Annotated in this window: 12 protein-coding genes; 7 read left to right on the plus strand and 5 right to left on the minus strand. The window is 67.3% G+C overall.

The window, feature by feature from the left end:
- Positions 1–159: 159 nt before the first annotated feature.
- The 4 genes from ACWFRF_RS27830 (at position 160) to ACWFRF_RS27845 (ending at position 8,538) form a co-directional block, all read left to right on the plus strand.
- Positions 160–1,374 carry an acetyl-CoA C-acetyltransferase gene (locus tag ACWFRF_RS27830; protein WP_379219863.1) on the plus strand — a complete coding sequence of 405 codons (1,215 nt, stop codon included), beginning with the start codon at positions 160–162 and terminating at the stop codon, positions 1,372–1,374.
- A 43-nt stretch (positions 1,375–1,417) separates the two neighbouring features.
- Positions 1,418–3,574 carry a 3-hydroxyacyl-CoA dehydrogenase NAD-binding domain-containing protein gene (locus tag ACWFRF_RS27835; RefSeq protein WP_452453002.1) on the plus strand — a complete coding sequence of 719 codons (2,157 nt, stop codon included), beginning with the start codon at positions 1,418–1,420 and terminating at the stop codon, positions 3,572–3,574.
- Between the two features lie 198 nt (positions 3,575–3,772).
- Positions 3,773–4,846, plus strand: a complete 1,074-nt coding sequence (locus tag ACWFRF_RS27840; protein ID WP_452453004.1) for an esterase-like activity of phytase family protein — start codon at positions 3,773–3,775, stop codon at positions 4,844–4,846.
- Positions 4,847–4,998: 152 nt separating this feature from the next.
- Positions 4,999–8,538, plus strand: a complete 3,540-nt coding sequence (locus ACWFRF_RS27845) for a protein kinase domain-containing protein (protein ID WP_452453006.1) — start codon at positions 4,999–5,001, stop codon at positions 8,536–8,538.
- Between the two features lie 34 nt (positions 8,539–8,572).
- On the opposite strand, the gene ACWFRF_RS27850 is transcribed toward ACWFRF_RS27845, so the two are convergent.
- Both ACWFRF_RS27850 and ACWFRF_RS27855 read right to left on the minus strand, forming a co-directional pair.
- Positions 8,573–9,889: a class I SAM-dependent methyltransferase gene (locus ACWFRF_RS27850; protein WP_378994398.1), complete on the minus strand. Its 1,317-nt coding sequence runs from the start codon at positions 9,887–9,889 to the stop codon at positions 8,573–8,575.
- A complete protein-coding gene (locus ACWFRF_RS27855) occupies positions 9,886–11,328 on the minus strand; it encodes an FAD-binding oxidoreductase (RefSeq protein ID WP_452453106.1) in 1,443 nt (480 codons plus the stop codon). Before ACWFRF_RS27855 ends, ACWFRF_RS27850 begins: the two co-directional genes overlap by 4 nt.
- Positions 11,329–11,506: 178 nt before the next feature.
- Between ACWFRF_RS27855 and ACWFRF_RS27860 the strand changes: the two genes are divergently transcribed.
- Entirely contained in the window at positions 11,507–11,941 is a 435-nt protein-coding gene (locus tag ACWFRF_RS27860; protein WP_056822013.1) for an SRPBCC family protein, read from the plus strand.
- A 14-nt stretch (positions 11,942–11,955) separates the two neighbouring features.
- On the opposite strand, the gene ACWFRF_RS27865 is transcribed toward ACWFRF_RS27860, so the two are convergent.
- Genes ACWFRF_RS27865 through ACWFRF_RS27875 form a run of 3 tightly spaced genes read right to left on the minus strand, consistent with a single transcriptional unit; the run spans position 11,956 to position 13,754 of the window.
- Positions 11,956–12,306, minus strand: coding sequence for a VOC family protein (locus tag ACWFRF_RS27865; RefSeq protein WP_378994395.1), 351 nt, complete (start codon positions 12,304–12,306; stop codon positions 11,956–11,958).
- A complete protein-coding gene (locus ACWFRF_RS27870; RefSeq protein ID WP_452453009.1) occupies positions 12,306–13,133 on the minus strand; it encodes a MerR family transcriptional regulator in 828 nt (275 codons plus the stop codon). The genes ACWFRF_RS27865 and ACWFRF_RS27870 overlap by 1 nt, the downstream gene beginning before the upstream one ends.
- Before the next feature lie 45 nt (positions 13,134–13,178).
- A complete protein-coding gene (locus tag ACWFRF_RS27875) occupies positions 13,179–13,754 on the minus strand; it encodes a hypothetical protein (protein ID WP_378994391.1) in 576 nt (191 codons plus the stop codon).
- A 300-nt stretch (positions 13,755–14,054) separates the two neighbouring features.
- On the opposite strand from ACWFRF_RS27875, the gene ACWFRF_RS27880 reads away from it, so the two are divergent.
- Together ACWFRF_RS27880 and recR are read left to right on the plus strand one after the other, a co-directional pair.
- The gene (locus ACWFRF_RS27880) at positions 14,055–14,372 is read left to right on the plus strand and encodes a YbaB/EbfC family nucleoid-associated protein (protein ID WP_228536936.1); all 318 of its coding nucleotides are present in this window, start codon (positions 14,055–14,057) and stop codon (positions 14,370–14,372) included.
- The gene (gene recR / locus ACWFRF_RS27885; RefSeq protein ID WP_056822003.1) at positions 14,372–14,980 is read left to right on the plus strand and encodes a recombination mediator RecR; all 609 of its coding nucleotides are present in this window, start codon (positions 14,372–14,374) and stop codon (positions 14,978–14,980) included. Before ACWFRF_RS27880 ends, recR begins: the two co-directional genes overlap by 1 nt.
- Positions 14,981–15,021: the final 41 nt, after the last annotated feature.

Raw genomic sequence — 15,021 nt, forward strand, 5'->3', positions numbered from 1 at the left:
CGGAGTTCGCACACCACGGTAGTATGAACGGGTGGCCGGTTTCACCGGATGAGCATGGTTCTATGCTCCGCTGGTGTTTGCCGGGATTTGTACGGCGTCGAGACAATTGGTCGTGGCGTTCGTGCGGCCACCGCACCCCAAGGAAGGAAACACTCCGATATGACCACAGAGGCCTACATCTACGAGGCCATCCGCACTCCGCGCGGCCGCGGCAAGAAGAACGGCTCGCTGCACTCGGTCAAGCCGATCGATCTGACTGTTGGTCTGATCCAGGAGCTGCGTGGCCGCTTCCCGAACCTCGACGAGGACCAGATCTCGGACCTCATCCTCGGCGTGGTCACCCCCGTCGGTGACCAGGGCATGGACATCGCCCGCACCGCGGTCACCATCGCCGGCCTGCCCGACACCGTCGGTGGCTTCCAGCTCAACCGCTTCTGTGCTTCCGGCCTCGAGGCCGTGAACCTGGCTGCGCAGAAGGTTCGCTCCGGCTTCGACGACCTCGTCATCGCCGGTGGCGTCGAGTCGATGTCGCGCGTACCGATGGGCTCCGACGGCGGCTCCTGGGCGCTCGACCCGGCCACCAACTACGACGGCTACTTCGTGCCCCAGGGCATCTCGGCCGACCTGATCGCCACCATCGAGGGTTTCACCCGCGATGACGTCGACGCCTACGCGGTGCGCTCGCAGGACCTGGCCGCCGCGGCGACCACCGGCGGCTACTTCGCCAAGTCGATCGTCCCGGTCAAGGACATCAACGGCCTGGTCGTGCTCGACAACGACGAGCACATGCGTCCCGGCACCACCGCCGCCGACCTCGGCAAGCTGAACCCGGCCTTCGCCGGCATCGGTGAGATGGGTGGCTTCGACGCCGTCGCGCTGCAGAAGTTCACCTACATCGAGAAGATCAACCACGTCCACCACGGTGGCAACAGCTCGGGCATCGTCGACGGCGCCGCCCTGCTGCTGATCGGTTCCGAAGAGGCGGGCAAGAACTCGGGTCTGACCCCGCGTGCCCGCGTCGTCGCGACCGCCACCTCCGGTGCGGACTCCACCATCATGCTCACCGGTCCCACCCCGGCCGCCAAGAAGGCGCTGGCCAAGGCCGGTCTGACGATCGAGGACATGGACCTCGTCGAGATCAACGAGGCCTTCGCCTCCGTGGTGCTGAAGTTCCAGAAGGACCTGAACGTCCCGGACGAGAAGCTGAACGTCAACGGTGGCGCGATCGCGATGGGCCACCCGCTGGGTGCCACCGGCGCGATGATCACCGGCACGGTGCTCGACGAGCTGGAGCGTCGCAACGCGCGCTACGGCCTGATCACCCTGTGCATCGGCGGCGGCATGGGCGTCGCCACCATCATCGAGCGCGTCTGAGCTCCGGCCGACTTTCACTTCTCATAGGAGAGAACGAAAAACTATGACTGACAACATCATCGGCTGGGAGAAGGACGCCGACGGCGTGGTCGTCCTCACTATCGACGACCCCAGCCAGGGCGCCAACACCATGAACGACGCGTACCTCGCGTCGATGAACGCCACCGTCGACCGCCTCGAGGCGGAGAAGGACGACATCACCGGTGTCGTCATCACCTCCGGCAAGAAGACCTTCTTCGCCGGCGGCGACCTGAAGAACATGATGAAGGTCGGCCCGGACAACGCGGCCGAGGTCGTCAAGATGGTCACCGACGTCAAGGCCCCGCTGCGTCGCCTCGAGCAGCTCGGCAAGCCGGTCGTCGCCGCCATCAACGGCGCTGCCCTCGGTGGCGGCCTGGAGATCGCGCTGGCCACCCACTACCGCATCGCGGCCGACGTCAAGGGTTCGGCCATCGGCCTGCCCGAGGTCTCCCTGGGCCTGCTGCCCGGTGGCGGCGGCGTGACCCGCACCGTGCGCATGCTCGGCCTGCAGAACGCGCTGATGCAGGTGCTGCTGCAGGGCCAGCGTCACCGCGTGACCAAGGCCAAGGAAATCGGCCTGATCGACGAGGTCGTCGCCACGGTCGAGGAACTGATCCCCGCCGCCAAGGTGTGGATCGCGGCCAACCCCGAAGCGGCGCAGCCGTGGGACAAGAAGGGCTACCGGATCCCCGGCGGCACCCCGTCCACCCCGGCCTTCGCGGCGAACCTGCCCGCGTTCCCGGCCAACCTGCGCAAGCAGATCAAGGGCACCAACATGCCCGCCCCGCGCGCCATCATGGCCGCGGCGGTCGAGGGTGCGCAGGTCGACATCGACAACGCGCTGACCATCGAGGGCCGTTACTTCACGAGCCTGCTGACCGGTCCGGTCGCGAAGAACATGATCCAGGCGTTCTTCTTCGACCTCAACCACATCAACGGTGGCGGCTCGCGTCCGTCCGTCGCGGATGTGCCCAAGCGTGAGATCAAGAAGATCGGTGTCGTCGGCGCCGGCATGATGGGCGCGGGCATCGCCTACGTCTCCGCCAAGGCCGGCTACGACGTCGTCCTCAAGGACGTCGAGCTCGCCAACGCCGTCAAGGGCAAGGGCTACGCCGAGGCCATCGAGGCCAAGGCTCTCTCGCGTGGCAAGACCACCCAGGAGAAGTCCGACGCGCTGCTGGCTCGCATCACCCCGACCGCGGACGCCGCCGACTTCAAGGGCGTCGACTTCGTGATCGAGGCCGTGTTCGAGAACCCGGACCTCAAGAACAAGGTCTTCCAGGAGATCGAGGACATCGTCGACGCCGATGCCCTGCTCGGCTCGAACACCTCGACCCTGCCGATCACCCTGCTGGCCGACGGTGTGAAGCGCTCCGAGGACTTCATCGGTATCCACTTCTTCTCCCCCGTGGACAAGATGCCGCTGGTGGAGATCATCAAGGGCGAGAAGACCTCCGACGAGGCGCTGGCCCGGGTGTACGACTACACCCTCGCCATCAAGAAGACCCCGATCGTCGTCAACGACAGCCGTGGCTTCTTCACCTCGCGCGTGATCGGTACCTTCATCAACGAGGCCATCTCCATGGTCGCCGAGGGTGTCGACCCGGCCACCGTCGAGCAGGCCGGTCTGCAGGCGGGCTACCCGGCCGCGCCGCTGAAGCTCAGCGACGAGCTGAACTTCACCACCATGCAGAAGATCTACAAGGAGACCTCCGAGGCCATCCTCGCTGCCGGTGGTGAGCTCAACGCCGCGTCCGCGAAGACCGCCGAGGTCCTCAACACCCTGATCGACAAGTACGACCGCAAGGGCAAGCTGGGCGGCGCGGGCTTCTACGAGTACGTCGACGGCAAGGCCACCGGCCTGTGGGACGAGCTGCGCGAGATCTTCAGCTCGAGCCGTGAGCTCCCGGAGGGTGTCACCTTCCAGGACCTCAAGGACCGGATGATGTTCGCCGAGTCCATCGAGACCCAGAAGTGCTTCGACGAAGGCGTGCTCACCAGCACCGCCGACGCGAACATCGGCTCGATCTTCGGCATCGGCTTCCCGGCCTGGTCGGGTGGCTCGCACCAGTTCATCGTCGGCTACCCCGGTGGCCAGGAGGCCTTCGTGGCCCGCGCCGACGAGCTGGCCGCGAAGTTCGGCCCGCGTTTCGAGGTCCCGGCCTCGCTGCGCAAGTAAGTCGGTAGTTCCCGGTTTCGCACCGGGTCGGCGCCCGTCACCTCTACGAGGTGGCGGGCGTTCGCCGTTGTCGGGGCCAACCAGGAGTCCAGCTCGGACTTCGGCTGCGTCGAGGTGGTAGGGCGGCGACCGACAGTTCGGGTGGTGTTCACCTGGGGGTGTGGTGCGGTGGATAGCTTGTCGGTCATGGGACGTCGGGTGGCTGCAGCGGTTCTGGGAATTGTCGTCGCGGGGGGCGCGGTGCCGGACGCGGGGGCCGCGGTCGATGGCGTGCGGGTGCTGGGGGAACAGGTCGTGGGGCACGACGTCGAATTCGGGGAGACGGTGGTCGGCGGGCTGTCGGGAATCGACTATCGCGCCGACGCCGGTGAATTCGTCTTGATCAGCGATGACCGGTCGGAAAAGGGGCCCGCCAGGGTGTACACGGCTCGGATTCCATTGGGGGAGACGGGTATCGGGCCCGTGAGCTTCACCGGCACGAAGCCGCTGCTGCGGGCGGACGGCGGCGTGTATCCGCCGAAATCGGTGGATCCCGAGGACATTCGGGTTGATCCGTGGACGGGGGACTACTTCTGGACACAGGAGGGCGAGCGGGCCGGTGAGGTGCTTGCCGATCCTTCGGTACGGGTGGCTCGCACGGACGGCGGGTTCGTCGCGGAGCTGCCGATTCCGGAAAACGAACGGATGCGCGCTGATTCGGGGCCACGGCAGAATCAGGCGCTCGAGGGGGCGACGTTCGCGGCCGGTGGGGCGTTGTTCGTGACCGCGATGGAGGGGCCGCTGCTCCAAGACGGTCCGGGCGCGACCACGACGGCGGGGGCCACGACGCGGATCACCGTCCAGGCCAGGTTCGGGCCGGTGCTCGCACAGTACGCGTACCCGCTGGAGCCGGTGTTCGCCGAGTCGCGGCCGGAGGCCGGGCAGGCGAGCAACGGCGTGACCGCGATCCTCGCCGATGACAGCTTCGATCCGACCCGATTCCTGGTGGTCGAACGGGCTTTCGCCAAGGGGGTGGGGAATCGGGTGCGGATCTTCGAGATCGACACCACGGCCGCGAGTACTGTGCTCGACGCGCCGATCGCGGGTGCTCGCCCGGTGGCCAAGCGGCTCGTCGCCGACCTCGCCGATCTCGGGATCGAGGCCGTCGACAACATCGAGGGAATGACCTGGGGCCCGCGCCTGCCCTCGGGTGAGCGCACGTTGGTGCTGGTCGCGGACAACAACTTCGCGTCCGAACAGCGCACTCAGCTGATCGCGCTCGCGGTGCGCTGAACCGCGGGTTTCGGACAACCGTTGCCGCCACAGCGTCGAATCTCCACCCGATAGACGCCGGATCGCGCTAGCTTGGATATGTGCGGTGATGTCGGTGACCTCCCCGCATGCCGACCGAAACGCCGGTGACGCCGATGGTGAGAGGTGGTCACATGGATCCGGAGCAGACGCGTATGCGGCGCGGCCTGGCCGAGGCGGCGCCGGTGGGGCTCAATACGCAGCGGGCGGTGGCGCCGGGAGTGCCCGACGAGGCCGTGATCGCGGAACTCGATGCCATGGGCCTCACGGGGGCCAAGGAGATCGGGCGCGGCGGATTCGGCGTGGTGTACCGCGCATTGCAGCCGGCGCTGGATCGCGTGGTCGCGGTGAAGGTGCTGTCCTCGGAGATCGATGTGGAGAGCCGGGAACGGTTCCTGCGCGAGGAACAGGCGATGGGCAGGCTGTCCGGACATCCGAATATCGTCGACATCCTGCAGGTCGACGTGACCGCGACCGGGCTGCCGCTGATCGTGATGCCCTACGCCTCGCGCGGCTCACTCGAACGCCTCATCCACGATCGTGGCCCGCTGACCTGGTCGGATACTCTGCGCGCCGGGGTGAAGCTGGCCGCGGCGATCGAATCGGCGCATCGGGCGGGCATCCTGCACCGGGATGTGAAACCGGCGAACGTACTGATCAGCGGGTATGGCGAACCGCAACTCACCGATTTCGGCATCGCCCGCATCCCCGGCGGATTCCAGACGTCGAGCAGCTTGATCACCGGTTCGCCCGCGTTCACCGCGCCGGAATTGCTCAAGGGCAGTGAACCGACCGTGCGGTCTGATGTCTACGGCCTCGGCGCGACCCTGTTCGCCCTGCTGACCGGCCATGCCGCGTTCGAACGCCAGGCGGGGGAGAAGGTGGTCGCGCAATTCCTGCGCATCACCACCCAGCATGTCCCCGACCTGCGCGCTCAGGACATCCCCGGCGACGTGGCGGAAGTGATCGAACGGGCCATGTCCCCCGAGCCCGCCGACCGCCCGGCCTCGGCCTACGAGTTCGGCGAACTGCTCCGCGAAGTGCAGCGTGCGCACGGCCAGATGCCAGACGAAATGGCATTGCTCGACTCCGAGGAGACCACCGACGACGCCCCGGAGGTCCTGAAGTCGGTCACCGGCCGCCGCAGCTGGCCGCTGACCCTGCAGGCCGCAGGCGCCTCGGTGCCCATGCCGGGTTCGACGACCGGCACGTTTCCGCCGACCGCCGCCACCAAATTCCGCCCACCCACGCCCGCTCGCGAACCTTTCCCGCGCCAGCGCCTGCTCGACGTGCTGCGTGCGGGCGGCGAGCGCCGACTCGCCCTGATCCACGCGCCCGCCGGTTTCGGCAAGAGCACCATCGCCACGCAGTGGCGCGCCGACCTGGCCACCCGCGACATTCCGGTGGCGTGGCTGGGCGTCGACCAGGACGACGACAGCGAGATCTGGTTCCTCGCCCACCTCATCGAGGCCATCCGCCGGGTGCGCCCCGATGTCGGCGCGGGTCTCGAGCAGGTGCTGGAGGAGCGGCCCGCCGACGCGGTCGCCTATGTGATCGCCACCCTGATCGACGAGATCCACGCGAGCGGGCGCCCGGTGGTCGTCGTGGTGGACGACTGGCACCGGGTACGCGATCCCGGCGTGCAACGCGCGATGGCGACCCTGCTCGACAACGGCTGCCATCACGTGCGGTTCGTCATCACCAGCCGCGATCAGTCCGGCCTGCCGATCAGCAGGTTGCGGGTGCGCGACGAACTGGTGGAGCTGGACGCGGCCGCGCTGCGGCTCACCGAATCGGAGACCCGGCAGATCCTGGTGGAGCGCAACGGTTTCGCGCTCACCGACGAGCAGGTCGAACAGATCCACCTCGCGACCGACGGCTGGCCCGCCGCGATCCAGCTGGTGAGCCTCACACTGCGCGACAAGGCCGATCCGGCCCAGTTGCTCGCCTCGCTCGCCGAGGGCGGGCACGGGATGCGCGAGTATCTGGCCGAGAACGTGCTCGACGCGCTGGCGCCCGAGCAGCTGGAGTTCCTGATGGCGATCTCGGTGGTCGAGCGGGTGAACGGGTCGCTGGCCGGGGTGCTCGCCGATGTCTCCGATGGTGCGGCGATGCTGGAGCAGGCCGAGCAGCGTGAGCTCTTCCTGCATCGGATCCAGCACGATCCGGAGTGGTACCGCATGCAACCGCTGTTCGCCGAGCATCTGCGCGCCCGCCTCGACCGCGAACATCCCGGACGTTCGAAAGCGCTGCACCGCAAGGCCGCACGCTGGTACGCCGAGCATCAACTGCTGCGCAAGTCGGTGGATCACGCGCTGGCCGCGACCGATCTCAAACTCGCCGCCGACCTGCTCGAGAGCGGGGGCATGGACCTGATCGACGGATCCCGGCTCGCCACCCTGCTCGGCACCGTCTCGAAACTACCTGTGCAGCAGGTGACCTCACGGTCGAAGCTGTTGATGGCGGTGGCCAGGGCGAATATGAACATGCAGCAGACGGGGACCGCCCGCAACGCGCTCGGCCGACTCTCGAATCTGCTGGCCCGCAGCTCGCCCGGCGAACCGGAACTGACCGAACAGCGATGTGTGGCAACGGTGCTGGACGCTGCCGACCGGGTAGCCCACGATGACATCGCCGAGGTAGCCGACAGTCTGGTACCCATTCTGGACGAACCCGGCGACCTGCCCGCCTGGACGGTGTCGACCGCCGCGAATCTGATGTCGTTCGTTCGGCTGTGCGAGTTCGACTTCAGCGCGGTGACCGAGCTCCAGGATTGGGCCGCCGACTATCACACCCAGTCGAAGGACCCACTCGGTCCGGTGTTCGGGCTGTGCGCGCTGGGCGACGCCGCCTACGAGCAACTCGACATCGCCTCTGCTACCACCTCTTTCGAGCAGGCATACGAGGCCGCGCGGACCAAGGCGGGGCCGCGCTCGGACGCCGCGCGGATCGCGGCGGCCCTGCTCGGCGAAGTGGCGTATCGCCGTGGCGATCTGGCGCTGGCCGATCGGCTCCTCGACGAGAGCCACGAGCTGGTTACCCGGGTCGGTCCCGTCGACTTCCTGATCGCCACTTTCGTGGTCGGTGCCAGGGTGAAGGCGGCGCTCGGCGATCAGTACACCGCCTCGGCCCGCCTCGACGAAGGCGCGCGAGTGGCCGCGGAGAACGGCTTGGCTCGCCTGGACGCGCATGTGCGGGCCGAGCGGGCCAGGCTCGGATTCCCCACCGGCGAAGACACCTTCGTCCCCGACAGCTCCGGTAACGGCGCACGGCGCAAGAAGGGCGCCGCCGCGCTGATCACCGAGGCGCGGGCCATCGCCGACATTCGGCGGCTACTGGCCGAACAGCGCCTGCGTGCCGATGATCGCGCGGCCCGCCATGCGCGGGTGATCTACGCGAAAACACTCGAACAGGGCCGTCCCCGGGCGGAATTGGACGCGACCTTGCTGCTCGCGGAGTGTCTCGCGTCGGCGGGATGGGTCGGGGAGGCGACCGGGCTGGTGCTTCCGGTCCTGCGCACCTGCGCCGAACTGGGCTGGACCAGACCGCTGCTGGACGCGGGGCCGGGGGTCGTGGGCCTGCTCCACGTGCTGCGCACGCAATCCCATGACGGGCAGGATCATCCGATCCTGCGCGCCCTGCCCGGTCACTTCCTCGACGAACTACTGGTCTGATCGCGGCCCGGTGGCCCGGGCCGCGATCAGCGACCTACGGCTGCCACCACGGGCGCAACGGGACGTCCCAGGCGCCGTTCGCGTCGAGCTTCACGCCGAGCACATGGTGCAGCTGGATCACGTTGCGCTGGAAGCCGAGTCGGCATCCCGCCATGTACAGGCCCCACACCTTCGCGGTGCCCTCGCCGACCTCGGCGACGGCCGCGTCCCAATTGGCGACCAAGTTCTTGCACCACTCGTGCAGCGTCAGCGCGTAGTGCTCGCGCAGATTCTCCTCGTGCAGCACCTCGAGGCCGACGTTCTGGATATCGGAGATGATGCGTCCGGAGCCGATCAGCTCCCCGTCGGGGAACACGTAGCGGTCGATGAAATCGCCCGCCTTGGTGGTGCGGGTGTTGTCGTGGCGGGTGATGCAGTGGTTGAGGAACAGGCCGCCCACCCGCAGCTTGTCCTTGATGTAGCCGAAGTAGAACGGGTAGTTGTGCACACCGATGTGCTCGGTGAGGCCGATCGAGGAGACCGCGTCGAATTCGCCCTCGGGGATGTCGCGGTAGTCGCTGTGCCGGACCTCGGCGAGCTCGCTGAGACCTTCCTCGGCGATCTTCTGCTGTGCCCAGGCGGCCTGTTCGGCCGACAGCGTCGCCCCGATCACCTTCACGCCACGGCGCGCCGCATAGCGGACCATGCCGCCCCAGCCACAGCCGATGTCGAGCAGCCGGTCGCCTTCCTTCAGGCGCAGCTTGTCGAAGATCAGCCGGTACTTGTTCTCCTGTGCCTGCTCGAGCGTCCAGTCCTCGTCGCCGTACACCGCGCAGGTGTAGGTCATCGACGGGCCGAGGACGTACTCGTAGAACTTGTTGGAGACGTCGTAGTGGTGGTGGATCGCCTCGGCATCGCGAGTCTTGGAGTGGCGCAGGCCTTCCAGTGCGATCCGGCGCCAGCGCGGCAGCGTTTCCTGCGGCGGGGGCGCGATCGGCTTGAGCCGCTCCCAGCCCAGCGAGCGCGCGATGGTGACCAGCGACAATGCCGAAGGACGATGGAACTTCATGTCCTGCATGGCCTTCAAGATGTCGTACGGGTCGCCGGGATGCACTCCCTCGGCGATCATGTCGCCGGCGATATAGGCCCGCGCCATGCCGAGGTCGCCGGGGGCGCCTGCCAGGTAGTTGATGCCGCGTGGGGTCTTGATCTCGAGCGCGTAGGGCGCGTCCTCCGGGCCGGTCGCGCTGCCGTCGTAGGCGGTCAGGCGGACGGGGATTTCGCCGTCTACGAGGCTCTCGACGACCTCGGCGATGTTGAGCCGGGTACCCAGCTCGGCCAATACCTCGGATCGGTCCTTGAATGTCGTCACTTGCGTTGCACCGCCTTCGAATACAGATTCAGCAGTCGTTGGTCCGGGTCGTAACGGGTCTTCAGTTCGGTGTAGGTGTCGCCGCCGTAGAGCTCGGCGAACTCGGCCTCGTCGTAGTAGGAGTCCGAGTAGAGCGACTTGTGTCCGTCGAACGCGGACACGATCTTCTCGATGGCGCGGTTGGCCGCCCCTTCCGGTTGACCTCGCTCTGTCGGCACCGCCGACCAGAATCCGACATTGACGTAGGTGCGCTGTGGCTCGAGCGGATACAGCGGCCACGGACGCACACCGTCCGTCGCCGGCGCGTCGTCGAGCGCACGCAAGCGCAATGGGCACAACCAGATCGGCTCGATGGGTATTTCCCGCAGGAACCATTCGACGAAGTCGGCGGTGTGCTGGACCGGCACCTCGATGTCCTGTACGACGCGTTCCTGCGGCGGGTTGCCCTTGCGGGCCTGCCTGCGGTCGTCGATGTGGTACTTGCGATCGAGCGCGACCAGTTTCCAGTAGAAACTGCTGCGGCGGCGCGACTTCGGCCAGAGCCTGCGGATCTTCGGGTTCTGCGCGCCGAACGCGCGCGAGCACCAGAACCAGTCGGTGTCCCAGCGCCACAGGTAATCGTGGATGGTCAGCCGGTCCCGGATCACGCCGTCGGGGTGCTGCAGGGAGCGGTAGAAGATGTCCATGCCGGTGTAGTCGCTGACCGGGCCGGGCTCGTCGGTCTGGCGACCCAGGGTCAGGTAGCTCTCGTTCGCGCTGAACACCACGCCGTCGATGTAGTCGACAGCTTCGTCCTGGAAGCGGCGTTCGACGACGATCCGATCGAGTTCGGCTTCCAGTTCGCGCAGGTCGTGGAATCGCACGTGGCGTAATTCCACGAACGGCAGGACGGGTTCGAGTTCGATCTTCAGCCGGACGGAGTATCCGAGAGTGCCGTAGGAGTTGGGGAAGCCGTGGAACAGGTCGGCGTGCTCGCTGGTCGGCGTCGCGGTGACGATCTCCCCGGCCCCGGTCAAAATGTCCATTTCCAGCACGGATTCGTGGGGTAGCCCGTTGCGGAACGAGGTGGATTCGATGCCGAGACCGGTCACCGCTCCGCCCAGGGTGATGGTCTTGAGCTGGGGCACCACCAGCGGCGCCAGCCCGTAGGGGAGGGTGGCCGCCACCAGGTCCTCATAGGTGGTCATGCCCGCGACGTCGGCCGTGCGGGCCTGCGGGTCTACCGCGATCACCTGCCCGAGGCCGGACACGTCGAGACCGGGCGCGGTGGGTGCCGCCCTGGCCCGGAACAAGTTCGATGTCTTCTTCGCCAGCCGGACGACGGCGCCGGGTGGGATGGCGCGATAGCTTTCCAGCAGTCGCTCCACTCCCGCTCGATGCGCGGCATATCCGGACTCGCGTGTGGCCGGTTCGTGACCAGCCCTACCCAAAAGACTCACTGCCACCCTTTGACGCTAGTACGACCGTGTCCGCCGGGCCACCGGATACTTGCGCGCCGCGACAAAATGTCACGCACATGTTCCCGCACCGCCTGAACCTGGTCGGGTGAAGCGGTCGGGGACAGGGCAGGATGTAACCCGGTCGAGATATCGCCACACCCCCAGCAAGGAGTCAACAGTGGGACAGGTCAGCGCCAGCAGTTCGATCGTCGTCGCCGCGGATCCGCAGCGCACGCTCGCCGCGATCGGCGACTACGAGACGATCCGGCCGCGCATTCTTTCCTCGCACTACCGCGACTACAAGGTTGTCGAGGGCGGCAACGGCGCGGGCACCGTGGTGGAGTGGACGCTGCAGGCCACCGAGAAGCGCTCACGCAACGTGCGCGCGACCGTGACGGTGGCCGATTCGGTTCTCACCGAGCGCGACGCCAACTCCACCATGGTCAACACCTGGACCGTCACCCCCGACGGCACCGGCTCGAAGGTCACCGTCGAGACCACCTGGAAGGGTGCGGGCGGCATCTCGGGCATCTTCGAGGGCATCTTCGCCCCGCTCGGCCTGAAGAAGATCCAGGCCGAGGTGCTGGGCAACCTCTCGCGCGAACTGGCCTGAGCTCAGTTCACGGGTCAGTCCTTGCCGATGTCGAAGAGGTTTCCTTCGGGGTCGGCGAGGGTGGTCCACTGGAGGCCGTACTCGTCGAAGTCGCCGATGTGCTTGCCGCCCAGGCTGACTGCGCGTTCGATGTAGTCGGCCCACTCGGCTGTGTGGAAATCCAGATGGACCACGTTCTTGCCAGGTGTCTTGTCGGGAACCTGGATGAACATCAGGATCGGGGCGAGACCGGCGGATCTGCCGACGGTGGCGAAGAACTGCGAGGCCTCCGGGTCGACGGGTACGTCGAGCAGTTGCGCGTAGAACTCGGCCTGGGCCGTGGCGTTGTGGCAGTCCATGGTGATGTTCGCCAGGGCGATGGTCATCAGCTTTCTCCTTCGGTGATCGGCCAGCACACTTCGGTGCGGTAGTCGGCCGGGTTATCGGTGATGTCCGGTCCCACGAGGTAGCGCTCGCGGACCGGCTCGTCGGGCAGTGCGGCGCCGTGCTCGGCGACGTGGCTGCCGAGGGCGCCATAGGTGCGGTCGAAGTCTTCGAACGGGCCGTCGTGCACCGCCACGGCGAAGTGGCGGGCGGGAAAGTCGACGATGGCGAAGCCGCGGGTGGGGATGAACTCGGCCCCGGGCGGCAGCGGCACGTACGCGGTGACCTCGCCGTTGGCCTCGGTGAAGAACTCGGTCGAATACGTCGCGCCCGCAACGCCTCCCGGATCGACACCGGACTCCAGCAGGATCATGTACAGCTGCTCGAACGCCGTGCCGCACCAGTCGGCGATGTCGGTGCGCTCGACCTGTTCGGTGACCGTGAGCGCCGTGAACGCGGGCTCGATCCGGTAGTCGACCTCGATCGGCAGCGGGGGCGTGGTGAGCAGGGCGCGCAGCGAGACCACCACCTCACGGGTGCGTTGCAGCGCCGCCTCCATCCTGGTGAGGTGCGCCCGCAGGGTGGTGTCACGCTCGGCGGGATCCGCGGTGGCGAGCACGGTGCGGATCTCCGGCAGCGGCATGTCCAGGTCGCGCAGGCGGCGGATCAGATGCGCCCGCTCCACCTGGTCGGTGGAATAGCGGCGGTAGCCGGTGCCCGCGTCCACCGCGGCGGGCTCGAGTAGCTCGATCTCGTGGTAGTACCGCAGCGTCTTGACGCTCAGATGGGTGAGGCGGGCGAACTCGCCGATCGCCACGGTTGCTGTCATGAAGTCCAGGGAACACCCTCCAGCGGGTGGAGGGTCAAGAACCGATCAGGCGGGCGTCAGCACGAAGGCGGCGAGCAGCGGCCACGAGCCCTCGCGCCACCACGAATAGCCGAACCAGACGCCGGGGGTGACCTCGCGGATCTCGTCGTAGACCTGCGGGGTGGGTGACGGCGCGTAGTTCAGCGCCCAGGTGGGGGCGCCGTCGAGGATCGACGGTGCGCGATAGACATCGGCGGGAAACGCCTCGATCCCGGCCCCGGTGACCCGGTTGGTCAGTGTGCCGCCGTCGGGCCCGGTGCGGAACACCTTGCCGATCCACAGCGACTCGGCGGCCCCTCTGAACTGCTGCGGGCGTGTCACCCACCCGTTGGTGAGGCCCACCGGCACCGCGCCCGCCTGCGAGTCCCGGTAGATCTGGTCCTGCTGGGTGACACTGCACCGGAAACGCAACGAATCAACGGTCGCCGCCCGATTGCCGGAATCAAGAACGCAGCCGTTGCCGTAGTCGTTGATCCCGGTCCCGGAATCGGCCGATACGGCGGCGGGTGCGAGAAGAAGCAGGCTGGAGAACGATACGCCCAAGGCCATCATCGAAGCCAGGCGCGCACGGGACACATTCATCGGATCTCCTAGAGATTGCTGAATCATTGCCCTACCTAGGCTGATCGTATGCGCGAATCGTCTGCGGAACCATCGTTTCAGTGACCGTTTCCCACGACTAAACTGGCAACCGCACGCGGCCATGCCCCGCACCCGACGTACCCCACGGTTTTCGGCCGCCTCGCACCCGAGGGGCGAGACGGAAACGCCGGAGGCGCAGTATCGTCCCTCGGGTGCGAGGCCCCCAGGGCCGAAAACCCCGCGGCGCCAGCCGCCAAAAAACACAGGAGTGTTGTGCAACCCGGTGATGGTCAGTTCGATATGCAGGCACTGCTCGCCCAGGCTCAGCAGATGCAGCAGGCAGTGATGCAGGCGCAGGCCGAGCTCGCCGAGACCGAGGTGGCGGGTCAGGCCGGCGGCGGTCTGGTGCAGGCCACGATCAAGGTCAGCGGCGAGGTGATCGCGCTGACGATCGACCCGAAGGTGGTCGATCCGGAGGATGTCGACGGACTGCAGGACCTGGTGATCGGTGCGATCAACGACGCGATGGCCAATGCGCAGCAGCTCGCGGCCGAGCGCCTCGGCCCGCTCTCGCAGGGTCTCGGCGGCGGCTCGATGCCCGGTCTGCCCGACTTCTGATGTATGAGGGGCCGGTTCAGGATCTGATCGACGAGCTGGGCAAACTGCCCGGCGTCGGTCCGAAGAGCGCACAGCGCATCGCTTTTCATCTGCTACAGGTGGAGCCGCCGGATATCGACAGGCTGCAAGCCGCTTTGCAGAAGGTGCGCGACGGCGTCCAGTTCTGTGTGTCGTGCGGCACCGTCGCCGATGGTGAGCTGTGCCGGATCTGTGCCGACCCACGTCGCGACCGCACGATGATCTGTGTGGTCGAGGAACCCAAGGATGTGCAGGCGATCGAGCGCACCCGCGAGTTCCGTGGTCGCTACCACGTGCTCGGTGGTGCGCTCGATCCGCTCAGCGGCGTCGGGCCGGATCAGCTGCGGATCAGGGAACTGCTCACCCGCATCGGCAATCAGGAGGACGGCATCGATGTGAGCGAGGTGATCATCGCGACCGACCCGAATACCGAGGGCGAGGCGACGGCCACCTATCTCGTGCGGATGCTGCGCGATTTCCCCGGGCTCACCGTCACCCGGTTGGCCTCCGGGCTGCCGATGGGCGGCGACCTGGAATTCGCCGACGAACTGACCCTCGGACGGGCACTGTCCGGCAGGCGGACGCTGTAGGACGGATGGCGGCGCGGTGGTCGCCGCCGGTCACGTCCGTA

This window comes from Nocardia sp. NPDC055165, assembly GCF_053606985.1.